Here is a 20,248-nt window from a genome sequence, read left to right on the forward strand (position 1 = left end):
GAAAAGTAAGTGCGTAGTTTTCCTGTCGCGTCATAGTCAAAAATCTGACGTCGGTATTTGGTGACAAAGACCAAGTGAACATGCATGGGAAAAACACAGTGCCTTCCGCGTCGGATATCGGTTTCTTTTTTCATAGACCAAAATATAATTTGACCGGTGAAACGACTACAGGCATTTAAATTCCAGTGAAGACCCGGTGGTCAACAGGAGCGTGAAATGAGGCGCTTCGCAGGCGCATGTCGTTTCGTTTTCAATCGTGCTCTGGCACGTCAGAATGAGAATCATGAGGCCGGTAATAAATACATCCCTTACGGGAAAATGGCTTCCTGGCTGGTTGAGTGGAAAAATGCCACTGAAACACAATGGATTAAAGATGCCCCATCACAGCCATTGCAACAGTCACTGAAAGACCTTGAGCGGGCTTACAAAAACTTCTTCCAGAATCGGGCTGCTTTTCCCCGATTCAAAAAGCGGGGACAGAATGATGCATTCCGCTACCCGCAGGGCGTTAAGCTCGATCAGGAAAACAGCCGTATTTTTCTGCCGAAACTTGGCTGGATGCGCTACCGGAACAGTCGTCAGGTCACGGGGGTTGTAAAAAATGTCACAGTCAGCCAGTCCTGCGGTAAGTGGTACATCAGTATTCAGACTGAAAGTGAAGTATCCACTCCTGTTCACCCTTCAGTATCAATGGTCGGACTGGATGCTGGCGTGGCTAAACTTGCCACGCTGTCAGATGGCACAGTCTTTGAGCCTGTAAACAGTTTCCAGAAAAACCAGAAGAAGCTGGCGAGACTTCAGCGACAGTTAAGCCGCTAGGTCAAACTCAGCAACAACTGGCAGAAGCAGAAACGCAAAATACAGTGTCTGCATTCCCGTATCACAAATATCCGCAGGGACTACCTTCACAAAGTCACAACGACAATCAGCAAAAACCACGCAATGATAGTCATTGAGGATTTGAAGGTCAGCAACATGTCAAAGTCAGCCGCGGGTACGGTCAGCCAGCCGGGGCGCAATGTCCGGGCAAAATCAGGTTTAAACCGTTCGATACTGGACCAGGGCTGGTATGAAATGCGCCGCCAGCTTGAGTACAAAGAGCTCTGGCGTGGCGGTCAGGTGCTTGCGGTTCCGCCAGCGTACACAAGCCAGCGTTGCGCGTGCTGTGGTCATACAGCGAAAGAAAATCGCCTGTCACAAAGTAAATTCAGATGCCAGGTATGTGGATATACAGCGAACGCCGATGTAAACGGCGCTCGTAACATTTTAGCGGCGGGGCACGCCGTTCTTGCCTGTGGAGGGATGGTGCAGTCAGGCCGCCCGTTGAAGCAGGAACCCACCGAAATGATTCAGGCGACAGGCTGAACGTAGCAGGGATCCTCGTCATTCAGGGCGTGGAGGATGTCAAGGCGAGGAATTATTGATCAGTGCACTGACCGGGCTGTCGAAGTGTGATTTCATGGCTTGAGTCGCCGTTTCGACATCTCTGGCACACACCGCGTCGCAGATTTTCTGGTGTAGTGTGATGATGTGATTGCCATACTCTTTTTGATCGCTTTGGGCGTTTAACCCCTCCTGGATGGATTGCCGCAACTGCTGATGTAATGCCTGCAATAACATCATAAAAAGCGGATTTTTTGAGGCAACGGCGAGTAACTGATGGAAGCGGATATCATGGGTGATAAAGCTTTCGACATCATCGAACTGTTCGCGGATTTTTGCCATTTCAGCCCGTAGGTTAGCAAAATCTTCCTCTTCGCCATTACGGGCAGCCGCTTCCACAACGCCCAACTCCAGCCAGCGGCGTACTTGAAGAATTTGCTCTGTTGTCACTTGTTCGGTCGCCAGGGCAAATCCAAACACCACGCGCAGCACTTCATCATCAAATTTTTTGATTCGTGGCACTTTACCGCTGTGCGTTTCCAGAATCCCCAGGGCGGCAAGTGAACGATAGGCCTCACGCACAATACCCCGACTGACGCCCAATTTCTGAATCAACTGAACTTCACTGGGAACTGGCATCCCCGGTGTCAATTTTTGTTCGGCGATCAGATTAAGAATATGATTTTTGACCTGTGACGATAACGTTACGCTGGTCAATAACGCACTCTCACTCATTTTTACTCCTGTTGTACTTTTTCCTGGTCGGTAAAATCCAGAATACCGGGACTGTATCCTTCATATTTTCCTCCAGAACCCTTGATTATCAATAGACTACTGCGCCTGTGCGCCCGCCATGCAGTGCGAATCAAAGACATATTGCGTCAAAGCGTGGCGAAGAAATAGTAAATCCCCAATTTTTTCGTGACGCCCATCGCAGTATTGTGCGCTTTTTCTCCTTACCCTGTAAACCTGTTAAACAGGCTTATAGGTAAACATGATGTGGAAGAGTGATAACGAACTTTTTGCGTTGATGAAAACCCGGCTATTTACCGCCGTGGTTGGCGATATTCTCGACACGCTGGGCTATATGCACCAGTTTGTTTCTCCGGCAATCAAGCCGCTGGAGGTGAATATGGTGGTGGCAGGCCGGGCAATGCCGGTGCTGGAGTCCGACGTTTACGAAACCAAATCGACGTCGGGTAAGACGGCGATCGGCGAAAAACCGTTTGGCATCATGTTTGAAGCGCTGGATGCCCTCAAAGAGAACGATGTTTACATCACTACGGGCAGCTCTCTGCGCTATGCGTTGTGGGGCGGGTTGATGTCGACCCGTGCCATGCATCTGAAAGCAGCAGGTGCGGTACTTGATGGTTACGCCCGTGACTCTGCTGAAATTCTTGAACTTAAATTTCCCACCTTTTGTCATGGCACTTACGCACAGGATCAAGGTCCGCGCGGCAAAGTTATCGATTTCGGCGTACCCATCGAATTTCACGGTGTGCGGGTGAATCCGGGCGATATCGTGTTTGGCGATCGTGACGGATTACTGATTATTCCTCAGACCGTTGAGAAAGAAGTTATTAGCCAGGCCCTGGAAAAAGTGGCAACTGAAAGTGAAGTGCGCAAAGCCATCAGTGATGGCATGAGCACGGTACAGGCCTTTGAAACCTTCGGCGTAATGTAAGGAGAGCAACGAATGAAGGCATTAACCATTGAGCAGGGAAGTCAGGCGCGATTTGTTGATATCCCCGAACCGGTCTGCGGGAAAGGAGAAGTGCTTATCAATGTTGAGCGTGTTGGGCTGTGTGGCTCTGACCTCAATACCTGGCGGGGGCTGAATCCGCTGGTTAATTATCCCTGTATTCCGGGGCATGAAATTGGCGGCACGGTGCTGGCAACTGGCGATATGGCGGGGGCGATCAAGCCTGGTGACCGGGTGGTCGTACTGCCGTGCACTGAGTGTGGCGTGTGCAGCTCCTGTCTGAGCGGTCGTCCTAACGCCTGTAAGAACAACCAGACTCTCGGTGTACAGCGTCAGGGTGGGATGGCGCAACAACTGACGATGCCTGCACATAAAGTCATTGTCTGTAATGCCTTAAGTGTTGATGAGTTAGCGCTGGTAGAACCGCTGGCGGTGGGACTACATGCAGCCAGACGTGCGCAAATTAATGTCGGTGAATGGGTCGCAGTTATCGGTTGTGGGGTAATTGGCCTTGGCGCTATCGCTGCGGCATCCGCGATGGGCGCGCGCGTAATTGCTATCGATATTGATGATCGCAAGCAGAACATTGCCCAGGAGTGCGGCGCGCAACGTTTTCTTAATTCGCAGCAATGTGACGTGGCGGCAGAACTAGCGCTGTTAAATGACGGTCGCGGCCCGGAAGTGGTGATTGAAGCGGTGGGTAATCAACAAACCATTGAACAGGCTACGGGGCTGGTGGCGTTTAGCGGTCGTGTGGTTTATGTCGGTTACGCCAAACAGCCTGTGAGTTATCAGAGTGCGCAGTTCCTGATGAAAGAACTGGATATCCGTGGTTCGCGCAATGCCACCGTGGCGGATTTTCGTGCCGTGCTGGCGTTGATGGAGTCCGGGCGTTATCCGGTCAGCAATCTGGTGAGTGCTCACTATCCGCTGGAACAGGCTGATCACGCTTTTAGCGACTGGGCAAGTGATCCCGGCGCGTATACCAAAATCCTCATTGACCTTTAAGGAGCGACACCATGAATGCTTTTTCTTTACATAACAAAACAGCGCTGATTACAGGGGCGGCCAGTGGACTGGGGCTGGCAATGGCCAAATGCATGATAGTCAGCGGGGCGAAGGTCATTATTGCTGACCTGAACAGCGAGCTGGCACAAGCTACCGCTGGAACATTAGGTTCGCAGGCCAGTTGGATACAAATGGATGTCGGCGATACCGCAGCCGCGCAGGAAAAAGTTGATGCGCTTATTAGCGAACACGGGGCTATCGATATCCTGGTCAATAACGCAGGCAATCACTGTAAAAAACCGATTGAAGAGATGAGCGTCAGTGATTTTGAGTCAGTGCTCGACGTTCACGTGGTCGGTGCATTTGCGTTAACCAAAGCCCTTGTGCCGCATATGAAACAACGCGGTCAAGGTTGTGTTCTGTTTACCGCCTCTATGACCTCATTTCTTGGGCAGCCTCTGGTTACTGGCTACAGCGCTGCGAAGTCAGCCTATCTCGGCATGATTCGCGGTATGACCACGGAGCTTGCCGGACACGGGATTCGCGTCAATGGCATTGCGCCTGGTTGGATCGATACACCAATGTTGCGTAAGGCCATTGAAGGCGATGACGAACGCCGTAACAAAATCCTTGGTCGTACACCGATGAAAAAATTCGGTAAGCCGGAAGATATCGGTTGGGCAGCGGTTTACCTGGCTTCAGACGCAGCGGCATTTGTCAGTGGTCAGGTGCTGGTGGTCGATGGCGGCGCATTGATCGGCTTCTGATGTACGGAGGAATTATGCGCAAACGTGCGTTAAAGCTACATGCCAAAGATAACTGTGTAGTCGCGCTGAATGACATCGCCAGTGGCGATATTGTCTGGTGGGATGAGGGGGAAATGGTGGCCTGTAGTTCCGTTACCCTGGGTCACAAACTGGCCTGCGAAGCGCTGAACAATGGTGATTCGATTCTGAAATATGGCGCCATTATCGGACATGCCACTCGTGATATTGCCATGGGTGAACATGTGCATTCCCATAATCTTGCCAGCAATGCCATCGCCATTTTTCATCATGATGATGCCGGCTATCAGCCAGAGGAAAAAGCATAATGGAAGGTTATGTACGGCAAAATGGCCGACCGGGTATTCGTAATACTGTGCAGGTAATCTTTATGGTGGAGTGTGCCAGCCACGTCGCTAAAAAGATTGCCGAGGGATTTCCTTGTCACGATGTGCAGTATTTTGGTTTTTCAGGTTGTTATCCCAGCGATTACGGCTATCGGCTGGTGAAAAATCTGGCGACGCATAGCAACGTTGGCGGCGTACTGATTATTTCGCTGGGATGCGAGAATTTCGATCGCCGTCGGCTGGAGCAAGAAGTTCGCGAAAGCGGGCGACCGTGTCATACGCTGGTGATTCAGGAAAATAAAGGTACGACCAACACCATTACTCAGGGTAAGCAGTTGGTCGCTGAAATGCTGGAACAGCTTGCGGATACACCGCGTTGTACTCTGAACTGGAGCGACCTGGTGGTTGGCACTATCTGCGGTGGTTCCGATGGCACCAGTGGTATCACGGGCAATCCGGCAGTAGGGCGTGCCTTTGACCAGTTGCTGGAGAAAGGGGCTACCTGCATTTTTGAAGAAAGCGGTGAGTTGCTTGGTTGTGAGCAACATATGATGTCGCGAGCGGGCAGTCCGCAGGCACGTGATGCCATCGAAGCGGCAATGACAAAAGCAGAGCGTTATTACAGTTTGATGGGGCTGGGGAGTTTTTCCAATGGTAATGCCGAAGGTGGCTTAACCACGCAGGAAGAAAAATCCCTCGGGGCATATACCAAATCGGGTGATGCGCATATTGCTGGCGTTATTTTACCGACACAACAAACACCTTTTCCCGGACTTTGGTTGATGGACGTTGTGCCTGATGGTGAGCCACGTTTTGGTTATCCGAATATTAATGACTCATCAGAAGCGCTGGAACTTATCGCCTCTGGCTGTCATATGGTGTTATTTACCACGGGGCGCGGTTCGGTTATTGGTTCTGTGATCGCACCGATTATTAAAGTGTGTAATAACCCGCAGACGTGGGAGCATTTATCTGACGATATGGACGTAAATGCCGGACGAGTTATTAGCGAAGGCGCAACGCTCGACGACATTGCGGACGATATTATGCAGGTGATTGAAAATGTCGCCAACGGTCAACATTGTGCCGCAGAACGACTGGAACATCAGGAGTTTGTTTTAACGTATAAAGCATTTGATTACAACAAAAACGCAGTCTGTCGGGCAGATCCCCGTTAATCAATAAAGCTCTCACAGGTAATAATAATGAAGAAATTTCTGACGTCATTTTTATTTCTTTTCGCTATATTAAGTCCGATGCTGAATGCCGCACCGGTAACTATCAAAATCGCCTATGAAAGTAACCCTGGCGAACCCGCGGATACAGTAGTGAAGTACTGGGCAGATCTTGTGAAGAAAAAAAGCAATGGAGATATTGTTTTCGAGTTTTACCCAAGTTCACAGTTAGGTTCTAAACAAGATATTACAGAGCAAGCGTTGATGGGGATGAATATTATCACCATCAGTGATGTTGGTTTTTTAACTGACTATGATGCAGACCTGGGAATATTATTTGGGCCTTATTTAACCGACGATCCGCAGAAACTGTTTGCGATTTATGCCAGTGACTGGTTTAAACAGAAAGAACAAAAGCTGCGGGAAAAAGGTGTGCATATTGTCATGAGCAACTATCTGTACGGTACCCGGCAGATCATTGCTAAAAAACCAATTCGTACACCAGAAGACCTGAAAGGGATGAAGATCCGCGTACCGAATAACGTCATGCAGATTAAGGCCATTGAAGCGATGGGCGCAACGCCAACACCGATGCCGCTGGGAGACGTTTATCCGGCGCTGACTCAGGGAATGATCGACGGCGTGGAAAACCCGGTTTCTGTTCTGTATGGGCAAAAACTGCATGAGCAGGCGAAATATCTGTCAATGGTGAACTATCTGACCAATACATCATTATGGTTGGGTGGAGAAGCGTTTTTCAGTACCCTGACACCTGCGCAGTTAGATATTATTCACCAGACAGCGTATGAAGCTGGTTTATATAGCCAGAAAATTACCACTGAGCAGGATGCAGCAATGTTGAAAACCATGCAGGAGCAGGGCGTAGAAATTATCTATCCTGACGTGGCTCCTTTCAAAGAAAAAGCCTTAAAAGTGTACCAACAATTCCCGGAATGGACCCCGGGGTTATATGACACTATTCAGCAACAGCTGAAATAACTTCATGGCACAAGAACAGGTCGGTGTTTCGGCACCGACCGTTAAGAGCAGAGGTGTGTATGCGTCTTTTAGGGAAAGTAATTGAAGTTGCCGCAGTATTAACGCTCTTTTTATTAGTGATAATAACCATTGGCGCGGTAATCATGCGCTACGTATTTAATATGCCATTACAATGGACAGAAGAAATCTCCGGGTTATTAATGGTTTGGGTGGTGATGTTCGGTGCCGTTGTTGCTGAAAGAGATAATACTCATTTGTCTATTCCATTTTTAGCTGATGCACTTACACCTCGCTGGCAACGCGTATTAACCTTATTTGTCTCTCTGATATCTATTATTTTGCTGGTTGTTATGGCCTGGTCTGCATGGAAATTAGCTGCCGGGACAGCGTTTAAAACAACACAAATATTAAAAATATCCTGGTTCTGGATCGATATTGCCGTCACGGTTGGCGCTATCGGCATTGCCTGTTTTACCGCCTTACACCTGATAAAGAAAACACCCAACAAGGAAGGTGAATAATGACCGCATTGAGTGAATTACTGGCGGGAAGTTGGCTGGATAACTGGCTGATGATCATTCCGCTGATGTTCATCTGTTTATTTATTAATATGCCGGTATGGCTGGCGATGTTTTGCGGCATTCTGACCTACTTCCTTTGCTATTCAAACGTACCGTTAATGGTGGCAATTCAGCGTTTGATTGCCACGACGCAAACTCCTTCGCTGTTAGCTATTCCGTTTTTTATCTTATTAGGTACGCTAATGAGCTATACCGGTATTGCCGCGCGTATTTTGCAAATTGCCAACGTGTTGGTTGGTAGAATGCGCGGTGGCCTGGGCGGGGCTAACATTCTGGTGAGTACCATGATGGGCGGCGTCAGTGCTTCTAACCTGGCGGATGCTGCGATGTTGTCGCGCATGATGGTGCCGGAAATGGAACAGAAAGGTTATTCCCGTGGCTTTGCCGCTGCGATAACTGCCAGCGGCTCGCTGATCACGCCTATTATCCCACCGGGTATTGCACTGATCCTTTACGGACTGGTGGCGGATGTCTCCATCGGTTCCATGTTTATGGCCGGGATCCTTCCGGGACTGCTGTGCGCCGCGATGTTGATTGTCACCGTCTGGCTGGTGGCTATTCGTCGCGATTTAAAGCCTTCCAGCGAACACTGGCCAAAACCGAAAGAAGTGTCGGTGGCTCTGGTGCAGGCCTGGCCAGCACTGTTTTTAATCGTTGCGGTTATCGGCGGCATTCGGGCAAATATCTTCACGCCAACGGAAGCCGGAGCCGTAGCAGTATTATTGGTGATGTTTATTGGTTTTGTCATTTATCGCGAACTGAAAATCAGCCATGTATTTACTGCGCTCTCTGAGACGGCGCGTTCCACGGCGTCAGTCATGTTAATCATTATGGCGAGTGCCGCGCTGGGCTGGATATTTTCCCTTGAGCGGGCCGGTATTACGGTTGCGGAGTTTGTGACCTCTCTGACCGATAATAAATACGTCTTTTTATTGATTATTAATCTATTGCTGCTGGTGCTTGGCATGTTCCTTGAAGGCAGCGCCATCCTGCTGATATTAGTGCCGTTGCTCAAACCTGTGGTGGCGCATTTTGGCATTGATCCGGTGCATTTTGGCATCATCATGATCCTCAACTTATCGTTAGGAACGTTATCACCGCCTGTCGGAACGGTGATGCTGCTGGTGTGTAATACCGTACAGGTTTCAGTCGGACAATTTATGCGAGAAGCGGTGCCACTACTGATAAGTCTGATTTTACTTCTGTTGGTCATTACCTATATTCCGATAATATCTTTGCTGCTGGTTTAAACAATAAATGTAATACCCTTTGATTGAGTATGACCCCCGTGATTTTTTCGGGGGTATTTTACCAGGAGGCTTTTGCATTATTTTTTCTATGGTCAACCGATGGGGTGTTTTTTAAAATAATTTAGAGTATATGCTGGTTAGAAAACGTTCTGACCAGAAGGTCAGAACGTTGATAACAATATAACGACAGTGATACACACAACGTTCTATCCGCGTGAATAGAATTTAGTTGTAGTTAATTTTGAACAGCACCACGGTATCAAAGGGGCCGGGCTCAATGGGGGTGCCGCTTATAGATGACAGTTCTGCCGTATAGGTTTTTTCATAGACCAGCATGTCGCTGGTAAAGTCGGCGTATTCAGAATATTTATTGAATGTATAGGGTGAAGAATTTTCATCCAGCACACGTAGCCGCAATCCATTCCCCACGAGCAGCGCCTGATCGCCTTCCACCAATGTTTCTTCGGTATAAAACGAAGAACTGACTTTGAAGCCATCGGTGCATTCACCATTTTGGGTTTTGGTCGTTTTGATGGAAAACGTTTTTGTTATATTGTGACGGCGAATATCCAGCACGTTAAATTTGCCAAAATCGATGACCTGATTATCAGGGGTAATGGCGAAGTCGACACTGCAGTCAAGAACGCGAATATTTTCCAGCCCATAGATGTGATATTTCAGGTTTTTGGCCGAGGGATCTTCGTTGACGCCGCCAGCGCCATCAAATTGTACGATAGTGTAATCGCTAAGGGTGCTTTGGTAATCGTGCGGCGGCATTTCGCGTAGTTTGACGTACAGTCGCATACGTGCCATAAATGTTCGCGATTTACGGATATTTGCAGGATCACCAGAGCAAATTTTATTTTGCCATCCCATAGCGATAATTTGCTCTGGCGTATACATGTCAATTTTTTTACTGTCGATGCATTGGTTAGTATCGATACGGCTTTTTCCGAGGCTGGCGTCATAATCAGCGCCGTTATAGGTTACACCGAGTTGATAGTAGCGATCCTGCATACCGGGGTAGGGGTTTACCCATGCATAAACGTGCTCACTTTCGAAATCACCGTTAGTATTGTTATCACAATAGACGGGGATTTTAATATCATCGGATTCCCAGATTTTATCTCCCGTTTTGGCGTTAGCCGGGACGGCGAATGGCATAATCGTTTCTGCTTTTTCCACCGAGCCGCCTGAGGCGCCAAAATAACAGTCCAGCGCCAACGCGTTTTTTAAGGGCAGAAATAACAAACAGGCAATGAGTAACAGTCCTTTGCTTATACTCATTGTTTATCCTCCACCACGCGCTGCATTTTGCATGGCCCCTGACAGTTGAGCGTCGTCATACGCAACGCGCCATAGTCATCCATATAACCAAGATAAAACTGGTTGCCGTTATAGTTACCCGTACTGGCGATTGCCGAAGTAAAAGGCGCTATGAGCGTACTTTTAAAGCCGGGCAGAATGCCTTTTTTATCGCGGCCAAGATAGGCGATGGTCAGGTAATAAGGGGTCGGGTTTTTCAGGGTAAGTTGATTATTCTGCTGACTGACCTGTAACTGTAATTCCACATGCTCGCCCGATTTTTTGCGTAATCCGGCGGGCCGCCAGAACAACTTTATACGGCTCTGGATAGCAACTTGAAGAATGGCATGACCGGTTGCTTTTTCCGGAGCGGGGGGGATCTCGCGCAGATTATAGTAAAACAGCGACTCACGATCGGTCGGCAATTGGCTGGTTGAAGATTGCTTGACGATACGCGCCTGCGAGGTCGCTTTCGCTTCCAGACGTTGGATTGGCGGCAAGGCTACGAGGAAATCATCGCTTTTATCCCCTTTGTCATTTTCTATCCATGAGTATGCGAGATAGGGAAGTTTATCGCTGCGATTTTCTATCCGCAGGCTGGTCGCTTTATCTTTGGCGTTAAACACGATGCGAGTGCGATCGGGCTGTAACGCAGCATGGCTGCATAAGCTCACGATCAGCAGAATAAGGGGCATTCCTTTAAAAATTGTCATTGTCTTTTCCTTAATTAATGACAGGGGAGAATCAGACGTTTACTCATATCTTCCAGGTGCTGGGGAAGCTGAATTAAACAACGCTGTTTATCACCCCAAAGTATTGTGAATCGCTGACTTTCACCCACACCACTTAACCAGGCGTGGCCATCTTCCCCCACCATTCCGACGCTGATTCCGCTTCCTTCTTGCCGGATATCGACGCCGAGTGGTGGGAAATGACCGCTGGAGTCGCGGATGATGACGTTGACATCTTTTCCAGAACGTGAAGCCAGCGCTTTATAGCCGATCGCACCTTCCGTCCAGGTTTCTTTGACCACGTTTTCGGATACCGTGACGCCGTCGGGCAAGTCGTTCATATTGACCGCGACAGTCGAGGGTTGGTAACTGGAGACAAACGGTACGACCGCAATGCCAAAACGGTTGGTGTAGTCGAGATTACCCTGAATCGGAATGTCGGCTACACCGTCTGTACTAACCATAAGACGAGGTTCGTTGGTGGAGCTACGGCGATGAAACGCAGCGCCATAGCGTGTAGCAGTAAAGGAGCCACTCCAGCTGGTGCTGGCAGAGCTGTAATCATTAGCGGCGTACGTGCCAGACAGATCCCACTCGCCCGCAGAACTAAGATGCTGATAATTGCCGCTAACCTGCGCGCCATTGTCAGGGCGGTCAGATTGCAGGCCGGTCGATATTCCCCAACTGTTACGGTCATCCAGGGTATCGTTCCACGACATGCGGTGCGAGGTACTATTTTTACTGTCCTGCATGTCATAACCAATGCGGCCACCGTCACCAATAGGCAATGAAATGGACAGGTAAATCTGGTTATCACGAGCTTTGTCTTCGTAATGTGTGGTGTTAAATGAGGTTGAGACGGAAATATCTTTCCAGTCACCGATATCAACGTTAAAGCCAGCGGTAATATTGGCGGTTGTGGAGGACTCCGCATTCCACCAGGTTTGACGCAACACGTTGACGTACAGGTTGAGATTCAGCGGCGTAATGGGTTGCCCGGCGGAAAGGCTGATTGTCCTTTTTTCATCCTGAGCATCAGCGTCATTGTATTTATGATCGATATAATTGGCGTAGCTATGGAAATGGCGGTCGGAGAAACGATATGCCGCTATCGAAAGAAGACTGTCGGTGGCATCTATCCGTTTACTGTAGTTGAAGCGATAACTGTAACCTTTCTCGTCCGGTTGATTATCAAAACGACTTTTAGCCCAGGTGACGTCGAAGGAGAGCGCCCCCAGCCACAGCATATTTTGCCCTATACCCAGCGCGCCAGAATGATAATCGTCCCCGGCGAGAATCAACCCGCCATACAGTGAAGTATTGGAGAGCACCCCCCAGGAAGCTTCATTACTTAAAAACGTTTCGTTTTCAGTATGATGAGACAACGAAGGACGCGGACGACCCGCTGCAAGTTTATAACGCACCTGCCCCTGGCGGGTCAGAAAAGGCGTTGATGCTGCGGATACCTGGAAATTATTAACCCGACCATCTTCCTCCGTCACTTTGACATCCAGTGTGCCTTGAACTGACTGATTCAGGTCATCAATGATAAACGGGCCAGGCGGGACTTTTTTCTGATAAATGACGCGTCCGGTATGGCTTATGGTGACGGTAGCGTTAGTTTGCGCCACACCGCTAATTTGCGGTGCGTATCCGCGTAATTCCCAGGGAAGCATTCGGTCATCGCTGGTCAGGGAGGCACCGGTATACGAAAAACCGTCAAAAATATTGGAGCTGAGATCGGTTTCGCCAAGCGTTAATCTGGAGCCTTGTTGTGGTAGCGGGCGAAACAGATAGGTTCGGGAAATGGCCCCGGATTGATTATGCACATCACCATTGTCGGACTGGTTGAGCTGGTAATCGCTACGCAAACGCCATGCTCCGGCGTTAATACCCGTTGTACCGTAAGCATTCAGATTGGTATTACTGCTCCCTTCCTGCGGACGATAAGTGCTGGCAAACAGGTTGTAGTCCAGCAAGATACCCGAAACTCCGGCATCCCATGTTTCAGGCGGCGCCCAGTTGTCTGAATGCCATGCCAGCCAGGCTTGTGGAATCGTGATATTAAGTTGTTGGTTGGTCTGATCAAACGTAAAGACGATTTCCGGCAGGCCGCTAAAATCAAAACACTGATTAACCTGCGGCAATGTCTGGCGGATTTTTTCTTTAAGGCCAAATTTACTCAACAGGGAATCATTGATACAGGGAATTGTTTTGTCGTTGGCTTTTTGCCAGTGAATAGATTGCCCACTGCTGATTTGAATATTATTAACAACGACGCTAACAAAATAATCACCGGGGACGATAGCGCCTTTTTCATTGAGCAGAGAAATATCAACGCTATCGCGCATCGATTTATCAAGGACGTTAAGGTTAAACTCCACTGCCAATGCAGAGGGGATAGCCATTGTCAGGCAGGATAAAACAGAAACTCGGTAAATATTCACGGCATCCATACCTGATAAATATTTGAAGAAAGGCGGCTAACTTGCCGCCGTAATACGTCGCTGTCATATGTATAGATTAATCAATGACGACGCGGTGATTATTTATAATCCAGCACATAGGTCGCGTTGGCAGTGACTTCACCCGCCGTCACGGGAGTGCCGTTATCAATCTGCTCCATCCAGGCGAAGAAGTTTAGTGTTTGTTCTGTGGCTGTTGGTTCCAGCCCAATATCTGGACTTTCTGAACCCAGAGTGATGTTGGACTGGTCTTTGTTCATTAAGCGCACGCCAACACCAGTGGCTTCACCAGCACTGGTGTTACTGAGCATTGGTGAGGCTCCCGTGGTTTTCGCCGAACTGTCAAAGGTTACCGAGACTTTTGATACTACGGAACCAGAACCGTTATCGGAATTTGGCAGGTCACAGTTAACTAAATGAATATCGACAGGCGTTAATGCACTGTGATGATCCTGGTTGATGCGGGTCTTGGTCACCTCACCAAGATTTACTTGTTTATCAATGTCTTCTTGCTTAATTTCACAAGGCGCTTCAATAACTTCACCTTTAAAGTGAATTTCACCAGAGCCTTCATTTGCAGCATAAACAGGGGCTGAAATTAACAGAGATACGGCCAGCGCCGCCAGTGTTTTTTGTCCTTTAAACATAACGGAGTCCTTTAAGGAAATAGAAAAAGTATAGCGGTACCAGAATAACTTACTTGAATATCAAATGTTTTTAGTTTTACTTAAAAACATTGTTAACTGTATTAAACATAAGGCCAATTAATTGATGCGGTGAATTAATTGCTTAATGAAAAGGATGCAGGTTTATTAGAGATTCCCCTCATTTTCATGAGGTTAAAAATGTTGCTATCTGGAGGGTGTAATAAAAAATCATCAGGCTGATCACAAAATGAGCAGTGTTATTTTTTTACAATATCTATGTTGGTCCGATAATGGATTTTATCTTTACAATTTTTTGTGTTTAGGCAAATAAAAATAACCCGCCATAGAAAAGACGGGTTAGAAGGATTTACTGTCATGCAATCAATGGTTAACGCTTGATGTCGCTTTTAAAGTCGCGTTTTTCGTAACCAGTGTAAAGCTGACGCGGACGGGCAATCTTCATGCCGTCACTATGCATTTCGCTCCAGTGAGCGATCCAGCCAACGGTACGGGCCATGGCGAAGATGACGGTGAACATGGAAGACGGAATGCCCATCGCTTTCAGGATGATACCAGAGTAGAAATCGACGTTCGGGTACAGTTTCTTCTCGATAAAGTACGGGTCGTTCAGCGCGATGTTTTCCAGCTCCATGGCCACTTCCAGCAGGTCATCTTTGGTACCCAGCTCTTTCAGCACTTCATGGCAGGTTTCACGCATTACAGTCGCGCGCGGGTCGTAGTTTTTGTACACACGGTGACCGAAGCCCATCAGACGGAAAGAGTCATTTTTGTCTTTCGCACGACGAACAAATTCCGGAATGTGTTTAACCGAGCTGATTTCTTCCAGCATTTTCAGTGCAGCTTCGTTGGCGCCGCCGTGTGCTGGTCCCCACAGAGAAGCAATACCTGCCGCGATACAGGCAAACGGGTTTGCGCCCGAAGAACCTGCGGTACGTACGGTAGAAGTAGAGGCGTTCTGTTCGTGGTCAGCGTGCAGGATCAGAATGCGGTCCATAGCACGTTCCAGAATCGGATTGACTTCATACGGTTCGCACGGCGTGGAGAACATCATGTGCAGGAAGTTTCCAGCGTAGGAGAGGTCATTACGCGGGTAAACAAACGGCTGCCCGATGGAATATTTGTAGCACATTGCTGCCATGGTCGGCATTTTCGACAACAGGCGGAACGCGGCGATTTCACGATGGCGCGGGTTATTGACGTCCAGAGAGTCATGATAAAACGCCGCCAGCGCACCAGTAATACCGCACATTACCGCCATCGGATGCGAGTCGCGACGGAAAGCGTGGAAGAGACGGGTGATCTGTTCGTGGATCATGGTATGACGAGTCACTGTAGTTTTGAATTCGTCATACTGTTCCTGGGTTGGTTTTTCACCATTCAACAGGATGTAGCAAACTTCCAGGTAGTTAGAATCGGTTGCCAGCTGATCGATCGGGAAGCCACGATGCAGCAAAATACCTTCATCACCATCAATAAAAGTAATTTTAGATTCGCAGGATGCTGTTGAAGTGAAACCAGGGTCAAAGGTGAATACGCCTTTTGAACCAAGCGTACGGATATCGATAACATCTTGACCTAGCGTGCCTTTCAGCACATCCAGTTCAACAGCTGTGTTCCCATTGAGGGTGAGTTTTGCTTTTGTATCAGCCATTTAAGGTCTCCTTAGCGCCTTATTGCATAAGACTGCCGGAACTTAAATTTGCCTTCGCACATCAACCTGGCTTTACCCGTTTGTTATTTGGCTCGCCGCTCTGTGGAAGAGAGGAAACCTGGGTACAGAGCTCTGGGCGCTTGCAGGTAAAGAATTCATTGATGACGAATAAACGGCGAATCAAGCACTTAGCAATCCGAATTATTAAACCTGTCTATCACTAATAACTGTCTCGAATGGATTGGTCAATACTTCTACACTGTTACATAAGTTAATCTTCGGTGAAATAGTGACCCCATAACTTTTACGCATTATATGCTTTTCCTGGTAATGTTTGTAACAACTTTGTTGAATGATTGTCAAATGTGATGGTTAAAAATTAAATAAATGTTGTTATCGTGACCCAGATCACTGTTCCGGATAAAACCAGACAAACTATATGTAGGTTAATTGTAATGATTTTGTGAACAGCCTATACTGCCGCCAGGTCTCCGGAACACCCTGCAATCCCGAGCCACCCAGCGTTGTAACGTGTCGTTTTCGCATCTGGAAGCAGTGTTTTGCATGACGCGCAGTTATAGAAAGGACGCTGTCTGACCCGCAAGCAGACCGGAGGAAGGAAATCCCGACGTCTCCAGGTAACAGAAAGTTATCCTCTGTACCCGTAGTCCCCAGGGAATAATAAGAACAGCATGTGGGCGTTATTCATGATAAGAAATGTGAAAAAACAAAGACCTGTTAATCTGGACCTACAGACCATCCGGTTCCCCATCACGGCGATAGCGTCCATTCTTCATCGCGTTTCCGGTGTGATTACGTTTGTTGCAGTGGGCATCCTGCTGTGGCTTCTGGGTACCAGCCTCTCTTCCCCTGAAGGTTTCGAGCAAGCTTCCGCCATTATGGGCAGCTTCTTCGTGAAATTTATCATGTGGGGCATCCTTACCGCTCTGGCATATCACGTCGTCGTAGGTATTCGCCACATGATGATGGATTTTGGCTATCTGGAAGAAACATTCGAAGCGGGTAAACGCTCTGCCAAAATCTCCTTTGTCATTACTGTCGTGCTTTCAATTCTTGCAGGAGTCCTCGTATGGTAAGCAACGCCTCCGCATTAGGACGCAATGGCGTACATGATTTCATCCTCGTTCGCGCTACTGCTATCGTCCTGACGCTTTACATCATTTATATGGTCGGTTTTTTTGCTATCAGTGGCGAACTGACATATGACGTCTGGATTGGTTTCTTTGCCTCTGCGTTCACTAAAGTCTTCACTCTGCTGGCACTGTTTTCCATTTTGATCCATGCCTGGATCGGCATGTGGCAGGTGTTGACCGACTACGTTAAACCGCTGGCCTTGCGCCTGATTCTGCAACTGGTGATTGTCGTTGCACTGGTGGTTTACGTGATTTATGGATTCGTTGTGGTGTGGGGTGTGTGATGAAATTGCCAGTCAGAGAATTTGATGCAGTTGTGATTGGTGCCGGAGGCGCAGGTATGCGCGCGGCGCTACAAATTTCCCAGAGCGGCCAGACCTGTGCGCTGCTCTCTAAAGTTTTCCCGACCCGTTCCCATACCGTGTCTGCGCAGGGCGGCATTACCGTTGCGCTGGGTAATACCCATGAAGATAACTGGGAATGGCATATGTACGACACCGTAAAAGGGTCGGACTATATCGGTGACCAGGACGCGATTGAATATATGTGTAAAACTGGGCCGGAAGCGATTCTGGAACTGGAACATATGGGCCTACCGTTCTCGCGCCTTGATGATGGTCGTATCTATCAACGTCCGTTTGGCGGTCAGTCGAAAAACTTCGGCGGCGAGCAGGCGGCACGTACTGCGGCGGCTGCCGACCGTACTGGTCACGCATTGCTGCACACGCTTTATCAGCAGAACCTGAAAAACCACACCACTATTTTCTCCGAATGGTATGCGCTGGATCTGGTGAAAAACGCCGATGGCGCGGTGGTTGGTTGTACCGCACTGTGTATCGAAACTGGTGAAGTGGTTTACTTTAAAGCTCGCGCTACCGTGCTGGCGACTGGCGGGGCAGGGCGTATTTATCAGTCCACCACTAACGCCCACATTAACACTGGCGACGGTGTCGGCATGGCTATCCGTGCAGGCGTACCGGTGCAGGATATGGAAATGTGGCAGTTCCACCCGACAGGTATTGCAGGTGCGGGCGTACTGGTAACCGAAGGTTGCCGTGGTGAAGGCGGTTATCTGCTGAACAAACATGGCGAACGCTTTATGGAGCGTTATGCGCCGAACGCCAAAGACCTGGCGGGCCGTGACGTGGTGGCGCGTTCCATCATGATCGAAATTCGTGAAGGTCGCGGCTGTGATGGTCCGTGGGGACCACACGCAAAACTGAAGCTTGACCATCTGGGTAAAGAAGTTCTTGAATCCCGTCTGCCGGGTATCCTGGAACTCTCCCGTACCTTCGCTCACGTCGATCCGGTGAAAGAGCCGATTCCGGTAATCCCAACCTGTCACTACATGATGGGCGGTATTCCGACTAAAGTGACCGGTCAGGCGCTGACCGTGAACGAGAAAGGCGAAGATGTGGTGATCCCTGGGCTGTTCGCGGTAGGTGAAATTGCCTGCGTATCCGTACACGGCGCCAACCGTCTGGGCGGCAACTCGCTGCTGGACCTGGTGGTATTTGGTCGTGCGGCAGGTCTGCATCTGCAAGAGTCTATTGCCGAGCAGGGCGTACTGCGCGATGCCAGGGAGTCTGATGTTGAAGCGTCTCTCAATCGCCTGAACCGCTGGAACAACAATCGTAACGGTGAAGATCCGGTGGCGATTCGTAAAGCGCTGCAAGAATGTATGCAGCATAACTTCTCGGTCTTCCGTGAAGGTGATGCGATGGCGAAAGGTCTTGAGCAGTTGAAAGTGATCCGCGAGCGTTTGAAAAATGCCCGCCTGGATGACACTTCCAGCGAGTTCAACACCCAGCGCGTTGAGTGCCTGGAACTGGATAACCTGATGGAAACGGCGTATGCAACGGCTGTTTCTGCCAACTTCCGTACCGAAAGCCGTGGCGCGCATAGCCGCTTCGACTTCCCGGATCGCGATGATGAAAACTGGCTGTGCCACTCCCTGTATCTGCCAGAGTCGGAATCCATGACGCGCCGAAGCGTCAACATGGAACCGAAACTGCGCCCGGCATTCCCGCCGAAGATTCGTACTTACTAATGCGGAGACAGGAAAATGAGACTCGAGTTTTCAATTTATCGCTATAACCCGGATGTTGATGATGCTCCGCGTATGCAGGATTACATCCTGGAAGCGGATGAAGGTCGCGACATGATGCTGCTGGATGCGCTTATCCAGTTGAAAGAGAAAGATCCCAGTCTGTCGTTCCGCCGCTCCTGCCGTGAAGGGGTATGTGGTTCCGACGGTCTGAACATGAACGGTAAGAATGGTCTGGCCTGTATTACCCCAATTTCGGCACTCAACCAGCCGGGTAAGAAAATTGTAATTCGCCCGTTACCTGGTTTACCGGTTGTCCGCGATTTGGTGGTAGACATGGGACAATTCTATGCGCAATATGAGAAAATCAAACCTTACCTGTTGAATAATGGGCAAAATCCGCCAGCTCGCGAGCATTTACAGATGCCAGAGCAGCGCGAAAAACTCGACGGGCTGTATGAATGTATTCTCTGCGCATGTTGTTCAACCTCTTGTCCGTCTTTCTGGTGGAATCCCGATAAGTTTATCGGCCCGGCAGGCTTGTTAGCGGCATATCGTTTCCTGATCGATAGCCGTGATACCGAGACTGACGAGCGCCTCGACGGTTTGAGTGATGCATTCAGTGTATTCCGCTGTCACAGCATCATGAACTGCGTCAGTGTATGTCCGAAAGGGCTGAACCCGACGCGCGCCATCGGCCATATCAAGTCGATGTTATTGCAGCGTAATGCATAAACCGTAGGCCTGATAAGACGCGTAAGCGTCGCATCAGGCAACCAGAGCCGGATGCGGCGTGAACGCCTTATCCGGCCTACAAGTCATTACTCGTAGGCCTGATAAGCGCAGCGCATCAGGCGTAACAAAGAAATGCAGGAAATCTTTAAAAACTGCCCCTGACACTAAGACAGTTTTTAAAGGTTCCTTAGCGGACGCAGAAAACACGACAAGTCCGCAACAAGTGAACCCCGGCACGCACATCTGATGTGAAATGTGCGTGGTAGTATCCACGGCGAAGTAA

At 49.0% G+C, this 20,248-nt stretch carries 20 protein-coding genes and 1 pseudogene; 13 read left to right on the forward strand and 8 right to left on the reverse strand.

Annotated features, from left to right (window positions below):
• A partial coding sequence (locus D9734_RS23380; protein ID WP_205712824.1) for a transposase occupies positions 1–149 on the reverse strand: 149 nt, incomplete at its 3' end.
• Between the two features lie 7 nt (positions 150–156).
• Here D9734_RS23380 and D9734_RS19545 point away from each other — a divergent pair.
• A pseudogene (locus D9734_RS19545) lies at positions 157–1,365 on the forward strand (transposase).
• Positions 1,366–1,404: 39 nt separating this feature from the next.
• Here D9734_RS19545 and D9734_RS19550 read toward each other — a convergent pair.
• Positions 1,405–2,118 carry a FadR/GntR family transcriptional regulator gene (locus D9734_RS19550; protein ID WP_130209844.1) on the reverse strand — a complete coding sequence of 238 codons (714 nt, stop codon included), beginning with the start codon at positions 2,116–2,118 and terminating at the stop codon, positions 1,405–1,407.
• Positions 2,119–2,377: 259 nt separating this feature from the next.
• Here D9734_RS19550 and D9734_RS19555 point away from each other — a divergent pair, with 259 nt between their 5' ends.
• Genes D9734_RS19555 through D9734_RS19590 form a run of 8 tightly spaced genes read left to right on the forward strand, consistent with a single transcriptional unit; the run spans position 2,378 to position 9,209 of the window.
• The gene (locus D9734_RS19555) at positions 2,378–3,067 is read left to right on the forward strand and encodes an RraA family protein (RefSeq protein ID WP_240780257.1); all 690 of its coding nucleotides are present in this window, start codon (positions 2,378–2,380) and stop codon (positions 3,065–3,067) included.
• A 12-nt stretch (positions 3,068–3,079) separates the two neighbouring features.
• The gene (locus tag D9734_RS19560; protein WP_000646084.1) at positions 3,080–4,093 is read left to right on the forward strand and encodes a zinc-binding alcohol dehydrogenase family protein; all 1,014 of its coding nucleotides are present in this window, start codon (positions 3,080–3,082) and stop codon (positions 4,091–4,093) included.
• 11 nt (positions 4,094–4,104) lie between these two features.
• Complete coding sequence (locus D9734_RS19565; RefSeq protein ID WP_130209846.1) at positions 4,105–4,860, forward strand: SDR family NAD(P)-dependent oxidoreductase; 756 nt, start codon at positions 4,105–4,107, stop codon at positions 4,858–4,860.
• A gap of 14 nt (positions 4,861–4,874) precedes the next feature.
• Positions 4,875–5,186, forward strand: coding sequence for a UxaA family hydrolase (locus tag D9734_RS19570; RefSeq protein WP_001361279.1), 312 nt, complete (start codon positions 4,875–4,877; stop codon positions 5,184–5,186).
• Entirely contained in the window at positions 5,186–6,382 is a 1,197-nt protein-coding gene (locus D9734_RS19575; protein ID WP_130209848.1) for a UxaA family hydrolase, read from the forward strand. The genes D9734_RS19570 and D9734_RS19575 overlap by 1 nt, the downstream gene beginning before the upstream one ends.
• Before the next feature lie 27 nt (positions 6,383–6,409).
• Positions 6,410–7,378, forward strand: coding sequence for a C4-dicarboxylate TRAP transporter substrate-binding protein (locus D9734_RS19580; protein ID WP_130209850.1), 969 nt, complete (start codon positions 6,410–6,412; stop codon positions 7,376–7,378).
• Between the two features lie 59 nt (positions 7,379–7,437).
• Positions 7,438–7,899, forward strand: coding sequence for a TRAP transporter small permease (locus D9734_RS19585; protein ID WP_130209852.1), 462 nt, complete (start codon positions 7,438–7,440; stop codon positions 7,897–7,899).
• On the forward strand, positions 7,899–9,209 hold the full coding sequence (locus D9734_RS19590) for a TRAP transporter large permease (RefSeq protein ID WP_130209854.1): 1,311 nt from the start codon (positions 7,899–7,901) through the stop codon (positions 9,207–9,209). The genes D9734_RS19585 and D9734_RS19590 overlap by 1 nt, the downstream gene beginning before the upstream one ends.
• Before the next feature lie 225 nt (positions 9,210–9,434).
• On the opposite strand, the gene D9734_RS19595 is transcribed toward D9734_RS19590, so the two are convergent.
• The 6 genes from D9734_RS19595 to D9734_RS19620 form a co-directional block, all read right to left on the reverse strand.
• On the reverse strand, positions 9,435–10,496 hold the full coding sequence (locus D9734_RS19595; protein WP_130209856.1) for a fimbrial protein: 1,062 nt from the start codon (positions 10,494–10,496) through the stop codon (positions 9,435–9,437).
• Entirely contained in the window at positions 10,493–11,227 is a 735-nt protein-coding gene (locus tag D9734_RS19600; RefSeq protein ID WP_130209858.1) for a molecular chaperone, read from the reverse strand. Before D9734_RS19600 ends, D9734_RS19595 begins: the two co-directional genes overlap by 4 nt.
• Positions 11,228–11,241: 14 nt before the next feature.
• Complete coding sequence (locus D9734_RS19605; protein ID WP_165383297.1) at positions 11,242–13,701, reverse strand: fimbria/pilus outer membrane usher protein; 2,460 nt, start codon at positions 13,699–13,701, stop codon at positions 11,242–11,244.
• A gap of 89 nt (positions 13,702–13,790) precedes the next feature.
• Positions 13,791–14,357 carry a fimbrial protein gene (locus tag D9734_RS19610; RefSeq protein WP_130209862.1) on the reverse strand — a complete coding sequence of 189 codons (567 nt, stop codon included), beginning with the start codon at positions 14,355–14,357 and terminating at the stop codon, positions 13,791–13,793.
• A gap of 388 nt (positions 14,358–14,745) precedes the next feature.
• Entirely contained in the window at positions 14,746–16,029 is a 1,284-nt protein-coding gene (gene gltA, locus D9734_RS19615) for a citrate synthase (protein WP_064528891.1), read from the reverse strand.
• 204 nt (positions 16,030–16,233) lie between these two features.
• On the reverse strand, positions 16,234–16,341 hold the full coding sequence (locus D9734_RS19620) for a hypothetical protein (protein WP_130209864.1): 108 nt from the start codon (positions 16,339–16,341) through the stop codon (positions 16,234–16,236).
• Between the two features lie 380 nt (positions 16,342–16,721).
• Here D9734_RS19620 and sdhC point away from each other — a divergent pair, with 380 nt between their 5' ends.
• Genes sdhC through sdhB form a run of 4 tightly spaced genes read left to right on the forward strand, consistent with a single transcriptional unit; the run spans position 16,722 to position 19,965 of the window.
• Positions 16,722–17,126 carry a succinate dehydrogenase cytochrome b556 subunit gene (sdhC, locus tag D9734_RS19625; RefSeq protein WP_165383175.1) on the forward strand — a complete coding sequence of 135 codons (405 nt, stop codon included), beginning with the start codon at positions 16,722–16,724 and terminating at the stop codon, positions 17,124–17,126.
• Positions 17,120–17,467 carry a succinate dehydrogenase membrane anchor subunit gene (gene sdhD, locus D9734_RS19630; RefSeq protein WP_130209866.1) on the forward strand — a complete coding sequence of 116 codons (348 nt, stop codon included), beginning with the start codon at positions 17,120–17,122 and terminating at the stop codon, positions 17,465–17,467. The genes sdhC and sdhD overlap by 7 nt, the downstream gene beginning before the upstream one ends.
• The gene (gene sdhA, locus D9734_RS19635) at positions 17,467–19,233 is read left to right on the forward strand and encodes a succinate dehydrogenase flavoprotein subunit (RefSeq protein WP_130209868.1); all 1,767 of its coding nucleotides are present in this window, start codon (positions 17,467–17,469) and stop codon (positions 19,231–19,233) included. Before sdhD ends, sdhA begins: the two co-directional genes overlap by 1 nt.
• Positions 19,234–19,248: 15 nt before the next feature.
• Positions 19,249–19,965, forward strand: coding sequence for a succinate dehydrogenase iron-sulfur subunit SdhB (gene sdhB, locus D9734_RS19640; RefSeq protein WP_130209870.1), 717 nt, complete (start codon positions 19,249–19,251; stop codon positions 19,963–19,965).
• The last annotated feature ends 283 nt before the right edge of the window (positions 19,966–20,248 follow it).

It is taken from the genome of Escherichia sp. E14S1 (assembly GCF_004211995.1).
Taxonomy (GTDB): Bacteria; Pseudomonadota; Gammaproteobacteria; order Enterobacterales; family Enterobacteriaceae; genus Escherichia.

What these genes read in the sequence shown, in the direction of transcription:
- D9734_RS19550 (WP_130209844.1), bottom strand. Translation starts at nt 2,118, where the DNA reads ATGAGTGAGAGTGCGTTATTGACCAGCGTAACGTTATCGTCACAGGTC.
- D9734_RS19555 (WP_240780257.1), top strand. Translation starts at nt 2,378, where the DNA reads ATGATGTGGAAGAGTGATAACGAACTTTTTGCGTTGATGAAAACCCGG.
- D9734_RS19560 (WP_000646084.1), top strand. Translation starts at nt 3,080, where the DNA reads ATGAAGGCATTAACCATTGAGCAGGGAAGTCAGGCGCGATTTGTTGAT.
- D9734_RS19565 (WP_130209846.1), top strand. Translation starts at nt 4,105, where the DNA reads ATGAATGCTTTTTCTTTACATAACAAAACAGCGCTGATTACAGGGGCG.
- D9734_RS19570 (WP_001361279.1), top strand. Translation starts at nt 4,875, where the DNA reads ATGCGCAAACGTGCGTTAAAGCTACATGCCAAAGATAACTGTGTAGTC.
- D9734_RS19575 (WP_130209848.1), top strand. Translation starts at nt 5,186, where the DNA reads ATGGAAGGTTATGTACGGCAAAATGGCCGACCGGGTATTCGTAATACT.
- D9734_RS19580 (WP_130209850.1), top strand. Translation starts at nt 6,410, where the DNA reads ATGAAGAAATTTCTGACGTCATTTTTATTTCTTTTCGCTATATTAAGT.
- D9734_RS19585 (WP_130209852.1), top strand. Translation starts at nt 7,438, where the DNA reads ATGCGTCTTTTAGGGAAAGTAATTGAAGTTGCCGCAGTATTAACGCTC.
- D9734_RS19590 (WP_130209854.1), top strand. Translation starts at nt 7,899, where the DNA reads ATGACCGCATTGAGTGAATTACTGGCGGGAAGTTGGCTGGATAACTGG.
- D9734_RS19595 (WP_130209856.1), bottom strand. Translation starts at nt 10,496, where the DNA reads ATGAGTATAAGCAAAGGACTGTTACTCATTGCCTGTTTGTTATTTCTG.
- D9734_RS19600 (WP_130209858.1), bottom strand. Translation starts at nt 11,227, where the DNA reads ATGACAATTTTTAAAGGAATGCCCCTTATTCTGCTGATCGTGAGCTTA.
- D9734_RS19605 (WP_165383297.1), bottom strand. Translation starts at nt 13,701, where the DNA reads ATGGATGCCGTGAATATTTACCGAGTTTCTGTTTTATCCTGCCTGACA.
- D9734_RS19610 (WP_130209862.1), bottom strand. Translation starts at nt 14,357, where the DNA reads ATGTTTAAAGGACAAAAAACACTGGCGGCGCTGGCCGTATCTCTGTTA.
- gltA (WP_064528891.1), bottom strand. Translation starts at nt 16,029, where the DNA reads ATGGCTGATACAAAAGCAAAACTCACCCTCAATGGGAACACAGCTGTT.
- D9734_RS19620 (WP_130209864.1), bottom strand. Translation starts at nt 16,341, where the DNA reads ATGCGTAAAAGTTATGGGGTCACTATTTCACCGAAGATTAACTTATGT.
- sdhC (WP_165383175.1), top strand. Translation starts at nt 16,722, where the DNA reads ATGTGGGCGTTATTCATGATAAGAAATGTGAAAAAACAAAGACCTGTT.
- sdhD (WP_130209866.1), top strand. Translation starts at nt 17,120, where the DNA reads ATGGTAAGCAACGCCTCCGCATTAGGACGCAATGGCGTACATGATTTC.
- sdhA (WP_130209868.1), top strand. Translation starts at nt 17,467, where the DNA reads ATGAAATTGCCAGTCAGAGAATTTGATGCAGTTGTGATTGGTGCCGGA.
- sdhB (WP_130209870.1), top strand. Translation starts at nt 19,249, where the DNA reads ATGAGACTCGAGTTTTCAATTTATCGCTATAACCCGGATGTTGATGAT.